13 protein-coding genes and 1 riboswitch are annotated in these 14735 nt (G+C 46.7%); of the genes, 4 read left to right on the forward strand and 9 right to left on the reverse strand.

What is annotated here, in order from left to right; all coding sequences use genetic code 11:
• The 8 genes from thiS to hemC form a co-directional block, all read right to left on the reverse strand.
• On the reverse strand, positions 1–210 hold the full coding sequence (thiS, locus tag MASE_RS00465) for a sulfur carrier protein ThiS (protein WP_014947794.1): 210 nt from the start codon (positions 208–210) through the stop codon (positions 1–3).
• On the reverse strand, positions 207–989 hold the full coding sequence (locus tag MASE_RS00470) for a HesA/MoeB/ThiF family protein (RefSeq protein WP_014947795.1): 783 nt from the start codon (positions 987–989) through the stop codon (positions 207–209). The genes thiS and MASE_RS00470 overlap by 4 nt, the downstream gene beginning before the upstream one ends.
• The gene (thiE, locus tag MASE_RS00475) at positions 982–2583 is read right to left on the reverse strand and encodes a thiamine phosphate synthase (protein ID WP_014947796.1); all 1602 of its coding nucleotides are present in this window, start codon (positions 2581–2583) and stop codon (positions 982–984) included. Before thiE ends, MASE_RS00470 begins: the two co-directional genes overlap by 8 nt.
• Positions 2580–4490: a phosphomethylpyrimidine synthase ThiC gene (gene thiC / locus MASE_RS00480; protein ID WP_014947797.1), complete on the reverse strand. Its 1911-nt coding sequence runs from the start codon at positions 4488–4490 to the stop codon at positions 2580–2582. The genes thiE and thiC overlap by 4 nt, the downstream gene beginning before the upstream one ends.
• Before the next feature lie 274 nt (positions 4491–4764).
• A riboswitch (TPP riboswitch) is annotated at positions 4765–4876 on the reverse strand.
• A 111-nt stretch (positions 4877–4987) separates the two neighbouring features.
• Positions 4988–6163, reverse strand: a complete 1176-nt coding sequence (locus MASE_RS00485) for a heme biosynthesis HemY N-terminal domain-containing protein (RefSeq protein WP_014947798.1) — start codon at positions 6161–6163, stop codon at positions 4988–4990.
• On the reverse strand, positions 6160–7332 hold the full coding sequence (locus MASE_RS00490; RefSeq protein ID WP_014947799.1) for a uroporphyrinogen-III C-methyltransferase: 1173 nt from the start codon (positions 7330–7332) through the stop codon (positions 6160–6162). The genes MASE_RS00485 and MASE_RS00490 overlap by 4 nt, the downstream gene beginning before the upstream one ends.
• The gene (locus tag MASE_RS00495; RefSeq protein ID WP_014947800.1) at positions 7333–8064 is read right to left on the reverse strand and encodes a uroporphyrinogen-III synthase; all 732 of its coding nucleotides are present in this window, start codon (positions 8062–8064) and stop codon (positions 7333–7335) included.
• 63 nt (positions 8065–8127) lie between these two features.
• Positions 8128–9066 (reverse strand): hydroxymethylbilane synthase, encoded by a 939-nt coding sequence (gene hemC, locus MASE_RS00500; RefSeq protein ID WP_014947801.1) that lies wholly within the window; start codon positions 9064–9066, stop codon positions 8128–8130.
• A 196-nt stretch (positions 9067–9262) separates the two neighbouring features.
• Here hemC and MASE_RS00505 point away from each other — a divergent pair, with 196 nt between their 5' ends.
• Positions 9263–10324 (forward strand): GGDEF domain-containing protein, encoded by a 1062-nt coding sequence (locus MASE_RS00505; protein ID WP_014947802.1) that lies wholly within the window; start codon positions 9263–9265, stop codon positions 10322–10324.
• A gap of 194 nt (positions 10325–10518) precedes the next feature.
• On the opposite strand, the gene MASE_RS00510 is transcribed toward MASE_RS00505, so the two are convergent.
• Positions 10519–11190: an alpha/beta hydrolase gene (locus MASE_RS00510; protein WP_014947803.1), complete on the reverse strand. Its 672-nt coding sequence runs from the start codon at positions 11188–11190 to the stop codon at positions 10519–10521.
• Between the two features lie 207 nt (positions 11191–11397).
• Here MASE_RS00510 and gmk point away from each other — a divergent pair, with 207 nt between their 5' ends.
• The 3 genes from gmk to spoT all read left to right on the forward strand — a co-directional run bounded on the left by gmk (position 11398) and on the right by spoT (position 14735).
• The gene (gene gmk / locus MASE_RS00515) at positions 11398–12039 is read left to right on the forward strand and encodes a guanylate kinase (protein ID WP_014947804.1); all 642 of its coding nucleotides are present in this window, start codon (positions 11398–11400) and stop codon (positions 12037–12039) included.
• A gap of 169 nt (positions 12040–12208) precedes the next feature.
• Positions 12209–12481, forward strand: coding sequence for a DNA-directed RNA polymerase subunit omega (gene rpoZ / locus MASE_RS00520; protein WP_014947805.1), 273 nt, complete (start codon positions 12209–12211; stop codon positions 12479–12481).
• A gap of 142 nt (positions 12482–12623) precedes the next feature.
• Positions 12624–14735 carry a bifunctional GTP diphosphokinase/guanosine-3',5'-bis pyrophosphate 3'-pyrophosphohydrolase gene (spoT, locus tag MASE_RS00525; RefSeq protein WP_014947806.1) on the forward strand — a complete coding sequence of 704 codons (2112 nt, stop codon included), beginning with the start codon at positions 12624–12626 and terminating at the stop codon, positions 14733–14735.

Below are 14735 nucleotides of genomic sequence, written 5' to 3' on the forward strand. Positions count from 1 at the left end.
TTAGCCTCCTGCCACTAGGGTAAATATATCCACGGTATCGTTGTTACTTAGGTAGGTTGTTGGCCATTCATTCTTGCTGATAATGGCGGCATTTTTGGCAACGGCAGTGCCTTCGTCTTTCAATTGTTTAAGGGCAATTAATTCACTAAGTGATATAGGAGAAATCACGCTCATTGGTTGATTGTTCACGTTAATGTTAATTTGGGTCATTGGCATACCTCACAAGAAGAAGACGGGGGAAGCTTGAAACTTTGCAGCGTACCTTGGCCTGCATGCGCGTTTACGTAATGGCCCCATTTAATATCGGCATCGAAGCCTCTTGCCAGAAATAACAAAGCTTGGGTAGCTTGGTGGCACGCTGCCATGCCTACTACTGGGCCTAGTACACCTTTGCTAAAGCAATCCTCGCGTACGGCAACATTATTCACTAAACACTCGTAGCAACCGCAGGTGGCTGAGTTTTGAGGCAAGTTCAGCGCCTGCCAGGTAAGCCCACTGGCTGCGGCAATAAAAAGCGGAATAGAGGCGCGAAGCGAGGCCAGGTTTATCTGTCTTCGTACCGTTACGTTGTCGGTGCAATCCAGCACGCAGGTGGCTGATGCAATCAAGGTTGGTAAGTTGTTACTATCAGCAAATAAGCTTTTAAACTGTATGTTTAAATGCGAGTTCACTTTACGCAGTTCATTGTAAAGCGACTTGGCTTTAAGCTCGCCTAGGTGCATTTCGTTGTAGCTTATCTGGCGCTGCAAATTACTAATGTCGACGGTGTCACCATCTATAAGTGTAATGTTGCCCACGCCTGCGCCTGTTAAATAGCGGGCGGTTAAGCTGCCTAATCCACCTAAGCCAACGATAACAGCGTGTGCACTCGCCAAATTAAGCTGTCCGTCGTGATCAATGCAATCGAGTAAAAGTTGTCTGCTGTAGCGACGTATATCCTGATGCGCTAACTGCTGACCCACTGAGTGACTAAGTGAATGACTAAGCAAACCCAGCCTCCTCAACCAATGCTTGGTAGGCTTTTAGCGGGTGTTCTGCCTGAGTGATTGCACTTACCACAGCAATGCCGCTAACGCCGGTTTTAGCTACATCGCCTATACGCGATAAGTTAATACCACCAATAGCAACGGTGGGAATGCCATCGCAAAGCTGCACATACTTTTCTAAACGTGCTACACCTTGTGGCTTCGAAGGCATGTCTTTGGTATTGGTGGGGAAGATATGACCAAGGGCAATGTAAGACGGGTTTAAAGCGCGAACACGCTGAATTTCAGCGAAGCCGTGCGTTGATATTCCAAGCCGTAAACCCGCATTGCGGATAGCGTTTAGGTCTGCGGTGTCGATATCCTCTTGCCCCAAGTGCACTCCGTAAGCCCCGAGCTCTATGGCCAGCTCCCAATAGTCATTAATGAATAATTGGCAGTCGGTGTGTTTCACCAATTCTATTGCCTCTTTTATTTGCTGACGAATGTCTTCTTGGGAGCCTTGCTTAACCCGCAGCTGCATGATTTTTACCGCCGTTGGCCAGAGGCGTGCTATCCATTGCACGCTATCTACTACAGGATAGATGCCTAAATGAGTATGAGTAAGTGCAGGAAAGTGGCCTTCTTTACAAGACGAGGCTTCAAGAAGGGTATCCTTATCCCGCTCTTTTTCATTGGCAGTGGCGCCACGTTGGTGAAAGGTCACCAGCGGAAAGCTCTCTGGTTTTGTGGGAAAGCCGTTGGTTCGTGCAAAGTAGGCGGTTAATTCGCTACTTATGGCGTTTGCGTTAGCCGCTGCGCTTTGCTTTGGTAGTGTATGGTTGCGAACTTCGCTGACGTAAGCGTTAGCAAGCGTAAGTGCGTCTTCAATGCAGTAGTCGTGCACAATGAATGCCGCTACTGCGCTGGCTAACATGCAGCCTGTACCGCGAAGGTTGCCGTTAGCGTATTTCGGCTGGCTAAAACGAAGAGTGTGAGAGGCACAAACAAAAATATCGCTTACATTTTTTTGCCAGTGGGCGTGACCGCCCTTAACGTAAACGCTCTTTGCGCCTTTACCCCTTAGCCGATTAATTGCATTTAACAAGCTCGCTTCATCAACAACTGGCAAATGGGTGAGCCACGTAAGCTCATCGATATTTGGCGTAACGATATCTACCGTATTCAACAGTTCGTCAACTACGCTTTCGCTTAACTCACTCAGCACACCACCTGACGAAGTAGACAGTACAGGGTCCCATACAACGAAGGGGCGAGGGTTAGATGTTTTTTGAATACGTGCACTTAACAACAGCGCTTGCTCATCATTAGCAATGGCGCCAATTTTAATAGCGCGTGGCGGGGTATCTTCAAACAACACCTGCCACTGCTGATTTAATGCCGACGCGCACATGCTTTCCTTACTAAGCATTATTGAGTTGGACTGCACGGTAAGCTGTGTAGTGAGCACACAAGCGTGGATGCTCAGATCGGCCAATGTAATGGCGTCGCGGGTAACGCCCGCACCACCGCTACAGTCAACGCCTCCCACACACCACACTACAGGAAGTGCAGTGTTGAGGTTGTTGGATGCAGGGCTTATGGACGCTTTCGCCATCATAGTAGCTCTACCTTGCTATCTGCAGTGTGATAAAGCTCTGCGCCAGACTGATTGAATGCCTGGGCCATCTCTTTCATACCTTTTTCTTTCTCAAACTCTTGCTGCTCCGCTTGTTTAGCCACATCGCGCACTTCCTGAGAAATTTTCATGCTGCAAAATTTAGGGCCGCACATAGAGCAGAAATGCGCAACTTTGCCAGACGCCTGCGGCAAGGTTTCATCGTGATAAGCGCGCGCGGTATGTGGGTCGAGAGCTAAATTGAACTGGTCTTCCCACCTGAATTCAAAGCGAGCTTTCGACATGGCGTTGTCGCGAATTTGTGCACCTGGGTGGCCTTTTGCCAAGTCGGCAGCGTGGGCTGCAATTTTGTAGGTGATCAGCCCCTGTTTAACGTCTTCTTTGTTAGGTAGGCCCAAATGCTCTTTAGGTGTTACATAGCACAGCATTGCGCAGCCATACCAACCAATCATGGCGGCACCTATACCTGAAGTGAAGTGATCGTAGCCAGGAGCGATATCGGTGGTGAGGGGGCCAAGGGTATAAAACGGTGCTTCGTGGCAATGCTTAAGCTGCTCTTCCATGTTCGCTTTAATCATATGCATTGGCACATGCCCCGGGCCTTCAATCATTACCTGAACATCGTACTCCCATGCAATTTTCGTCAGCTCTCCAAGGGTACGTAATTCAGAGAATTGCGCGTCGTCGTTAGCGTCAGCTACGCTACCAGGGCGCAGGCCATCACCTAGCGACAGCGCCACATCGTACTTAGCGCAAATTTCGCAAATATCGTGAAAGTGCTCATACAGAAAGCTTTGTTGGTGGTGGCTTAAGCACCACTTTGCCATTATCGAACCGCCGCGCGATACAATGCCGGTTACCCGCTTTGCGGTAAGGTGTACGTACTCAAGCAGCACGCCAGCGTGAATGGTGAAGTAGTCTACGCCTTGTTCAGCTTGCTCAATTAGGGTGTCTTTAAACATCTCCCACGTTAAATCTTCGGCTACACCGTTTACTTTTTCTAGCGCTTGATAGATGGGGACGGTGCCAAGAGGAACAGGACTGTTTCGCAGCAGCCACTCTCGGGTTTCGTGAATGTTTCTGCCGGTAGATAAATCCATGATGGTATCGGCGCCCCAGCGCGTTGACCACACCAGCTTTTCTACCTCTTCTTCAATAGACGAGGTGACTGCTGAATTACCAATGTTTGCGTTAATCTTTACTAGAAAGTTACGCCCTATAATCATTGGTTCCAACTCGGGGTGATTGATGTTGCATGGAATAATGGCGCGGCCTGCGGCCACTTCCTGGCGTACAAATTCAGGCGTGATGGTATCGGGTAAATTCGCACCAAAGTGTTCGCCTTTGTGCTGCTGCGTCAGTTCGGCATCTTTAATGGCCTGGCGACCCATATTCTCGCGAATGGCAATGTATTCCATTTCAGGAGTAATAATGCCCTGTCTTGCGTAGTGAAGCTGGGTTACGTTTTTGCCTGCTTTTGCTTTTAGTGGTTTGCGGCTGCGAATAAAGCGGAAATCTTCGGTAAATATGTCGTTTTCTCGCTCTTTTGCAAAGCTTGACGAAACGCCCTCTAATTCAAGGGTATCGCTACGCTCTTCAATCCACTTTTGGCGAAGCGGAGCTAGGCCTTTGTGCACATCTATGTTTTCTTTTGGGTCGCCGTAGGGGCCTGAAGTGTCGTAAACAGGAATTGGCGGATTTGGCTCTAAAATAGGATTGTCTTCAGTACCACCCACTAAACTGTCGTGTTGGTGAATAAGGCGCATGGCCACACGAATATCGTCACGGCTGCCACACTCGTAGTGGCGTGTTGAATTTGGGTAAGCTTCGCCCGCAAGTTCATTAATGAATTGTTGTGCTTGTTGGCGCTGTTCGCGTCTGTTCGACATAGCATTTTACCTTTTAAGTTTAGGTTCTAAAAATGCTTGTCAGGAGTGAAGGAGAATACAAAGTGTAAGTGTTGAAGGGGATAACCCCGTTACTTTAGCGAGATTGTTGGTAAAGGTTTTGGTGATTACAGCCCTTTACTCTGTTGATGTTGACTTGGGGATAAACTTGAACAGTTTACCTTGAGTGACGAGCAGCACCGTAATGGGTGTGTCTGTATCATCAACAGCAAAACAACTTCGCTTCACAACGCTAAACCACGGTTTAACATTGTGCACATTGTATTTTCTTGTTCCCTTCGCAGGTATTAGCCTGATCAGGTTCTACGGATCCCACTTTCGCGGTCTCAGCTTACTGGGTTACCAGTGAAGCACTCCGACAAGTTGTTTAAGTCAATTCGGGTTGTGGTTGAAACAACCCGAGTTGAGAATTCCTTTTTACTATATCTTCAATTTTACGGGTAATACAAGTACTACCAGAAAGCTAAATGAATATTCATCTAGCTGGCTAGCTGCTGACCTTCCTTGTAAAGCTGAAGTGCAGTGGCTGTGTCGTGCTTGCGTTCGCTAATTGCAGACAGCAGCAATAAGTCTTCTTTGCGCGACTTCATTTTGGTGGCTTTAAGCAGGGCTTTTTCCGCCAACACATCATCGCCTGAGTTAAATGCAACTTGGCCTAGCGTGGAGTATAGCGATACGTTTTCTTCGTCTTGCTTTATCCAGCTTTCAAGCAGTCGTAGTGATGGCGATGCATCAGGAATATTAAGCTGCGTGAACAGCGGAAACAGGGCGCTATTCGGGCCACGTTTTTGCCATTCAACTAGCAAATTCTGTGCGTCGGCATGCATACCTTGGTCAAGTAACTGTTGAATGTAGGCCGCGCGGTAAGCATCGTCGTGACGAAGCTTACGAGGTAGGGTTTCCCAATACGATTTAAGCTCGACAGCGCCTTGTTTGCTGGCAATTTCGGCAAACTTACCTTTGGCGATGCGCTGACTCCACGCAGTGTAGTCTGCTTTGGGCAATGCTTTACGCCAGCCTGACAAATTCTCTTGAAGTACTTGCCATTTACCTAGCTTGGCAAGAATTTGCGCTTTTAACTGCACAACCTGCTTGTTCTCGCGCTCTTGCTCGTCAAGTTCGTTAAGTTTCTCTAGTGCCGCATCGTATTTTTCTTCAGCCATATCAATACGCGCGTGCATGACCGTTGCGGCTACTTTCGCTTTTGGAAAGTCAGTTGCCTGAACAAGGAAATAACGGGCTTTGGCTAAATCGTCGTTGGCAAAAGCAATTTGCGCTGACGCCAAATAGTTAACGCCTTCGAAATCGCCGTTGGTGGTTTTGCTTAGCGCCTTTTGAGCTGTATCAAAATCACCTGCAGCCATTGCGTGTAAGCCGTCGTAAAACGCACGCTTACGTTTGCGCTCACCCAAAGTGCCGAACCATTTATGTGAACCTGTGATCAAGCTTAACGCCCACAATACCAATCGAGATAGTACGTACCAGGCAATGACGGCACCTATCAGTAAGATGCCAAAGCTGATTATATTCATCTCAACGGCAGTATTACCTAAAGAGAACAGAACGTAGCCTTGGTCACCCAACAACATTGGGCCAACAATTAGTGCAGCAACAAATGCGGCTAATACCGCAAGGGCAATAGCTAACCATTTCATAGTGCACTTGCTCCTTGTCCGAACACCTGTTTAACGCGGCTATCCAATAGACGCTCTAGCGGTTTTTGTGACGCTAGCTCAGTTGGGATAGGTCGCGAAATATCGGTAGCAATGAGGTTTTGTAGTGCATCTACAAAACCCGTTACTTGGCTTTTTTCTGTGTCGAACTTTTCAATAATTAACGTTTGAGCGTATTGAAGCGACTGGCTATAAAGCCCTGCATCGCCCTGAAGCGCAGCGGTTTGCGCGTGCATAAGCTGTAGGCGAAGTTGTTCTTTTGCTAAAAACTGCGCTTCCAGTGAAAGCACTGGTTCAACCGGGCCTTCAATGGTTTTTATGGTAAGAAAATCGTTCACCAGTGAACGCCACACTTTTGCAAGGTTCTCCTGCCAGTCGTCAGCTGACTCCGATAAGGTCGTGTCTTCTGCATTGGCGTCTTGTGGTTTTTCAAAGGTATCAAGTGGTAGCTTATCTATTTGCGCTATCATGCCTGTAAGCGCAAGGGCTACGGAGCTTTGTGATACAGGGTTAAGCTGTTGAAGTGTTTGAATGTCTTCAGCAAGGTTTGCGCGAACCGGAAGTACCGATGGGTCGGCCAACGACTTTAAGCGTTTATCTGCGTTAACTAGCAGCAAAATTGCTGTGCGTACGTCGTTTTCTAACCAAAGCTTTCTGCCTGCCATGCGAACTAAGTAATCAGCTTCAGCAATGAGCCAGTCTGCCGGGCGGCGACCTTCCATATTGTTTAGTTGTTCAAGGGTCGATTCAGCTTGCAGCGTCAGCTTTTCGTTTTGCGCTTTTAACTCGGCTACCGTGCTTTCTAACGTCTGGTTGGTACGAGCTACTTTGTCGATAGAGGCAACAAGACCAGCGCGCTCACGCTCAATAGTGTTTAGCTGAGAGGTCGTCGTTTGAAGTGCAGATTCAGAGTCCTTGCTTGCCGACTGTTGCTGCATGTAATACCAGTAACCTGCGCCAGCCATACCAAGCACAATAAGGAAAAGGATGATTACAACAAACCACAGTAGACCATTTCCCGACGATTTCTTTTTAGCAGCACCCGATGGTGTTGATTCACTGTGCGTGGCAGAAGATTCGATAACGTCTTTTTCAGCTTCCACTTTCACGAGTTCCTCTTTTTGTGGGCTACTTTCATTGTTGTTGGCCATTCAATACTCCCAGTTATCCTTTACCCAGGCGATGAGTGCCTGATCGGTGGCTCGCTGACAAACCGCTACCTCTTTAATGCCTTGGCTAGTGAGGGTTTTGGCAATTCGATCGCTCACTGTTAACCATTTAATAGATTTAAGTGCTTGGCCAAATTGCGCAATTAGTTGCAGTGCCATTGCTTCGCTTGTAGCGATAATGCCGCTAACTTCGCCCATTTTCCACCGTTTTGTGTAAATTGGGCTTGTAAGTTGCTCTCTTTTATAAACGCAAAAGCTATTAACTAAAATACCTTTTTCGTCTAATCCTGTGGCTATGGCGTCGCGCCCACCTTCACCCTTAATGATAACGACATGCTGACAGTTTGCCTCATTAAGTTGGTGCATTGCCAGTATACCTTCGGATGTATGGGCTTCGGGGATAGCAACCTGCGCCGATGAAAACGCCTGAAGTCCCGCTTGTAATTTTCGTGCAGTGGCATCGCCCACAGCTATGATCAATGGTAATTCGTTAGCCGTTTCGCGTAAGCCTTCAATAACGGTGTCTACAGCATATACGCTGGTAACAACAATTGCGTTTACTGCATTTGACGCTAAAAATTCTGCAGCAGCTTTTCTTTCAGACGAAATATCAATGATGTTAGACGTGGCAACGCCTACCGCGTCAATTCCGGCTTTTTCAAAGGCAGAAGCACTTGCTTTTAACTTTGGCAGTGGGCGTGTAAACAGCAACATACTATCGAATTTCCATCCTTTTATTTTACTGCGTAAACCTGCACGCATTCGACAAACTATAACTTAGTTATAAAGCGCCTTTAAGATTTCACCGGCACCTTGCTCAAGAAGGGATTCCGCTACTTCAACACCAATATCTGCGGCTTTTTCTCGCGACGCTGTAGCAGAAGCAAAGAGCAGTTCTGAACCATCTGGCTTACCAACCATACCGGTTAGTGTCAGCACATCGCCATCAAGCGTGGCAAAGCTACCAATAGGCACTTGGCAGCCGCCTTCCAATCTCTCGTTCATGGCGCGTTCCGCAGTAACGCGTGTATTAGTGTCTGTATGGTTCAGCGCCTGTAGCAACTTAATTAGCTCTTCATCGTCGTTACGGCACTCAATACCTACGGCACCTTGTCCAACGGCGGGTAGTGAAATATCAGCAGGTAACGGCATGCGAATACGAGATTCCATTTCAAGGCGAATCAGGCCAGCAGAAGCTAAGATAATGGCGTCGTACTCACCTGCGTCTAGCTTGGCTAGACGAGTATTCACGTTTCCGCGCAGGTCCTTGATGATAAGGTCAGGGCGATACTTGCGAATTTGGCACTGTCTGCGAAGGCTGGACGTACCTACTACTGCTCCCTGGGGCAGGGCATCTAAACTGTCGTGGTTATTTGAAACAAAAGCGTCGAACGGGTTTTCTCGCTCACAAATAGCGTGAAGGCCAAAACCTTCAGGAAATTCAACCGGTACGTCTTTCATAGAGTGCACGGCAATATCGGCACGGCCTTCAAGCATGGCAATTTCAAGCTCTTTTATGAAAAGTCCTTTACCACCAATTTTCGCCAGAGGTGTATCTAAAATTTTGTCGCCCTGCGTGCTCATAGGTACAAGCTCAACGGTCATTGACGGATAATGCTCCAACAATTTTGCCTTCACATACTCTGCTTGCCAAAGCGCTAAAGCACTTTTTCTAGTAGCAATTCGAACGGTGCGTGTAGTGTTGAGGTGACTCATGGCTATTCCAAACTATATAAAAAGAAACTAAAACGATGTATCACATAACGTCATACGATATACCCCGTAGTATACGCATTTTCTGTATTAATGTTTGAAATTAGGCGCAGTTTTCTCCTTGGTTATTATTGAACATTCAGTCTATGCTGAAAGGAATAATGGTTAATTAGTTTTAAATGCGGAGATAAGTCTTTTTATGGACAGTTCGTCGTTGCGTCAATTACTTAGAAGTGCACAGCAAGATGAAGCGGAGGCAAAACGAAGGCGCTTAACGCTATATTTCATATCTTATGTTGGTGGCACCATTATGGCGTTTATGGCGTGGATCAACATGGGTACAAACAACCCATTGCTCGTTGGAACGCTGGCGGGGTCAGCCGCTTTTGTGTACGCCAATGTGGCGTTATCCCATATGTTCCCTCGCGTCGATGTCTTCTATTATCTAGCAGGCTTAGTGGTAGCATTTACCATAAACGGCTTGGTTTATACCGGCGGGCTTAATAACACTGGGCTTTATTTTATTTTTCCCTTGCTTTTTATTCAGATAGTTGTTGTGCGTTTCAAGCCCGCCATGGTTTACGTAGCAGTAACCATGGGTATCGCTATTTTTATGCTCTACAATCAAGAAAAAATAGTGGCTGAGTACCCAGCAGAGCATGTTTCCCGCTTCCTAATCGCTACGTTCTGTTTCATTTGCGTCGCTTTTATAGGTGAAAATTTCTGGCATCAAAGCAGAAAAGAAATGCTGCGTGAAAATCTAGAGCGCATGCGGCAGGCTAATACCGATCCGCTTACAAAACTTCCTAACCGGCGGTTTCTTGAAGCTGTTTTTTTTGAACGCGCAATGCAAGATCCCGGAGCTCATTTCCCTTTAAGTGCGGTGGTGGTAGATATTGACCATTTCAAAACAATCAACGATACCTATGGCCACGATATTGGTGACGAAGTGCTTATACATATCACTCGCCTAATGAAAGAAGCAGTAAGAACTACTGACGTGGTGGCAAGAACCGGTGGTGAAGAGTTTTTGGTCTTATTCCCTCATGCGACGTTGAGCCAAGCGGTAAAATTAGCAGAAAAAATGAGGAAGGTGATTGAAGCTAATCCGTTTGTAGAGGGTGATGTTAATCACTCGATAACCGCAAGCTTTGGTGTAGCCACAGCGCTTACTGATACAAACTTGCACGCTTGTTTGAAGCAGGCCGATGACAACCTTTACAAAGCTAAAAATGCGGGGCGCAACAGAGTCGTCGAATAGTTTTGGAATAAACGTGAAATAAAGAAGAGACGGAAGGCGCGACTTTTTAATCGACAGACGTGTACCCACTCACGCTAAGAAGAAAGCTGGCTTTTGTTGCTTCACCAGCTTTTTCTTTTGTTTAAATACCAGAGGCTGTTGATCTTTATTATATGAACGTAATTTGCAGCAAGGGCCAACAGGCTCTTAAGGCATTACCCTAGAACTTTTTGAAGCCAAGCACTTATGTCGTTAAGCTCTTGCATACAAACATTGTGCTGCATGGTGTAAGTCTGCCACGTGGCATTAAAGCCACTTTCGCTCAGCGTTTTGAACGCAGCATTGCCCATAAATACCGGCACCACTTCGTCTTGCTCACCATGTGCCATCATAATTGGCGTTTCGCGGTTTGTGTCTTTTGCTTCGCTTTCAAGAAGTGATGGCTCGCACATGTAGGTAGATAGAGCGATAACACCTGCAAATTTGTTGGCATATCTAGGTGCCAAGTGCAGAGCAATAACACCGCCTTGAGAAAATCCTGCAAGTACAATACGTTCGCTAGGAATGCCACTTTCAATTTGTGCTTCGATAAGCGCTTCTACCTGAGCAGCCGACTCTTTTACACCTTCTAAGTCCGCACGGCTTTCAAAATCTAACGATTTGATATCGTACCAAGCGCGCATTCTCATGCCGCCATTGATAGTCACAGGGCGTTCTGGAGCGTGAGGAAAGATAAATTTAACCGCCATTGATTCGGGTAGTTTTAGCTCGGGCACAATAGGCGCAAAACCATGGCCTGAATCGCCAAGACCGTGAAGCCAGATAACACAGGCATCAGGCGTAGTGGATGGGTTTATCTCTACGCACGGCAGAAGTTGCTGAGTCATGCTTTATTTCCTAGTTTTGGGGTCAGAGTACATTTAGGGCCAGAAAAAGTACTCTGACCCCATTAATTTTTGCTGTGGTAACCCATCGGCATAAGCTTGATAGAATGAACCAAGTTTTCACTATGCAATGAAAGGTACGGCACAACCGCTTAATATGCTATCATTGCCACTTGAAATCACCACATTTTGAAAGAATTTTAATACCCTATGGCTTCACTACTCGGCAACTTATTCATTCTTGCAGCTCCTTCTGGAGCAGGAAAATCAAGCCTTATTAAGGCGCTAATGGAAAAGTATGAAAGCAATACAGCTACGCCAATGCAGGTGTCTGTATCTCATACAACACGTCAACCTCGTCCGGGTGAAGTCGACGGCGTGCACTACCATTTTGTGAGCCGAGAGCAGTTTGAAGCGCTGATTGAACAGGGTGTGTTTTTTGAATACGCAGAAGTATTTGGCAATTATTACGGCACATCCCGCGTGACAATTGAACAAACTTTGCACCGTGGCATTGACGTATTTTTAGATATCGATTGGCAGGGCGCGCGCCAAGTCAAAAAGCTTATGCCAGACACATGCGGTATTTTCATTCTTCCGCCTTCACTCGACGTGCTAGAGCAGCGTTTAAATAATCGCGGTCAAGACAGTGAAGAAGTCATTGCAGGGCGTATGGCGCAAGCCGTAGCTGAAATGTCTCATTTCAATGAATTCGATAGTGTAATTATCAACGACGACTTTGCGACTGCGTTAAACGATTTGGAAGCCATCGTTACAGCACAGCGACTTCGCACGGGAAAACAACAAATGCGCCATCAAGTGCTATTGGACGAACTGCTCGGTAGCGCGTAAGCTTAACTTAACAATACGTGTTTTGTTTTAGCATCGAACGATCGCTGCATAAATTGCATGATCTGACTGCTTCAAATTCAAACAAAACGCTAGGATCGCGCTACGTATCTGTGTATACTACGCGGCCGTTTTTTGAATAACTTGCTCAACCTAATTTTCGGAGAAATACATGGCTCGCGTAACTGTAGAAGATGCCGTAGATAAAATTGGTAACCGCTTTGACCTAGTGCTTGTTGCTGCACGCCGTGCACGTCAAATTGCCACTGAAGGCAAAGATCCTATGGTTGACGTTCAAAACGATAAGCCAACTGTTACAGCACTTCGTGAAATTGAAGAAGGTTTGGTAACGGCTGCTACGCTTGAACAAGCAGAACTTCAAGCTCAAGAGCAGCAAGAACATGCTGAATTTGCATCAGTAGCAAACATCCTATCTGATCAATAAAACCTCTTTTTAACGGTTTTATCGGTATTTTAGCGCCAGTGCTTTGAAAAAAGCACTGGCGCTTTACTTTTGGCGTATTGGCTTCTTGCACAATTAAACGTATTCTTAGGGTTGTAACGTTAGATAAGGGTCACGCTTCACTGTGTATTTGTTTGAAGGTTTAAAGCAGAAAGTTTTAGAGTACTTACCAGCCGACCGCGTTCAGTTGGTACAAGAATCTTTTGTGCTTGCGCAAGAAGCGCATGACGGACAAATGCGTTCAAGCGGCGATCCGTACATTACTCACCCAGTTGCCGTCGCCGGTATTTTGGCTGACATGCACCTTGATCACGAAACGATCATGGCGGCACTCCTTCACGACGTTATTGAAGATACCCATTACAGCAAAGAAGACTTAGCCGACGCTTTTGGCGATACCGTTGCTGAACTGGTAGAAGGGGTAAGTAAGCTAGATAAACTCGCGTTTAGCACTAAACAGGAAGCGCAGGCGGAGAACTTCCGTAAAATGATGATGGCCATGGTGCAAGACATCAGGGTTATTCTTATCAAGCTTGCTGATCGCACGCACAACATGCGCACGCTCGGGTCATTACGACCAGACAAGCGCCGCCGCATTGCGCTAGAAACGCTAGAAATCTACGCGCCAATCGCCCACCGCTTGGGTATTCACGACATTAAAAATGAGCTTGAAGATTTAGGTTTTCAGGCCATGTATCCTATGCGCCATCGCGCACTAAAGTCTGCTGTGCGCCAGGCCCGCGGTAATCGTAAAGAGATTATCGAAAACATTCGCGAAGAGCTGAACACTCGTTTAGACGCCTACCAAATTGAGTCGAATGTATTGGGTCGCGAAAAACACTTGTATTCCATTTACCGCAAAATGAAAAACAAAGAACTGATGTTCAATGAGGTAATGGATATTTATGCGTTTCGTATCGTTGTTCAATCGGTAGATAACTGTTATCGCGCCCTCGGTGCTATGCATGGGCTGTACAAGCCTATTGAAAACCGTTTTAAAGATTATATCGCCATCCCTCGAACCAACGGCTATCAGTCGTTGCATACGTCATTAATTGGCCCGCACGGCATTCCTGTGGAAATTCAAATTCGAACCCAGGAAATGGACCAAATGGCAGACAAAGGGGTGGCGGCGCACTGGCTTTACAAAGAGCCTGGTGATAATGGCACCACCGCACAGCTTCGAGCGCGCAAGTGGATGCAAAGCCTGCTCGAGCTTCAGCAGTCGGCCAGCTCATCCTTTGAATTCATCGAATCGGTAAAAACCGATCTGTTCCCTGATGAAATTTACGTATTTACACCAGACGGACGTATTATCGAGTTGCCAATGGGCGCAACCGCCGTTGACTTCGCTTATGCCGTGCATTCTGATGTGGGCAATACCTGCGTAGGTGTGCGCGTAGAGCGCAGAAACTTTAGCTTAAGTAAACCGCTCGAAAACGGTCAAACCGTGGAAATTATTACCTCGCCGAAAGCGAAGCCAAATGCAAATTGGCTAAACTTTGTGGTGAGCGCTCGCGCGCGAACGCGTATTCGTCAGTATCTGCGTAAACAGCATTCTCAAGAAGCGGTGAACATGGGTAACCGTCTACTTCGTCATGCGTTAGGCAGCGTTAAACTAGACGATATTCCAAACGAAGATATCGAACGTGTGGTGGCCGAAACTAAGCATGCTAATTTTGACGATTTGCTAGTAGATATCGGCCTTGGTAACGAGCTAAGCGCAATTGTAGCGCGCCGTTTATTGGGTGAAAGCACAACAGATTTATCAGATAAGAAAGGTAATGTGGCTATTCGCGGCACAGAAGGCCTGCTTGTTCACTATTCTCGTTGTTGCCATCCTATTCCAGACGATGAAATTGTTGCGGTTTTAAGCCCAGGTCGCGGCATGACTATTCACCAAATTGGGTGTAATAATATTCGCAAGCTAACACGCGAAGAACCTCAGCGCGTACTGCCCATGCAGTGGGACGACAACCCGCAAGGTGAATTTAAAGCCTCACTGCGTATAGAGTTGTTTAACCATCAGGGCACACTGGCAACTTTAACAAACACCATTTCAGGGTGCGATTCCAATATCATTGGTCTGCAAACTGAAGAGAAAGAGAGTAATATCTACTTTATTGACCTTGAACTTACCACGCACAACCGTGTGCACCTGGCTCGCGTAATGAAGAAAATACGTACCATGCCGGAAGTTCAAAGAGTGTCTCGTCATAGTCAATCACGACACTAA

The organism is Alteromonas macleodii ATCC 27126, from assembly GCF_000172635.2.
GTDB classification, from domain to species: Bacteria; Pseudomonadota; Gammaproteobacteria; order Enterobacterales; family Alteromonadaceae; genus Alteromonas; species Alteromonas macleodii.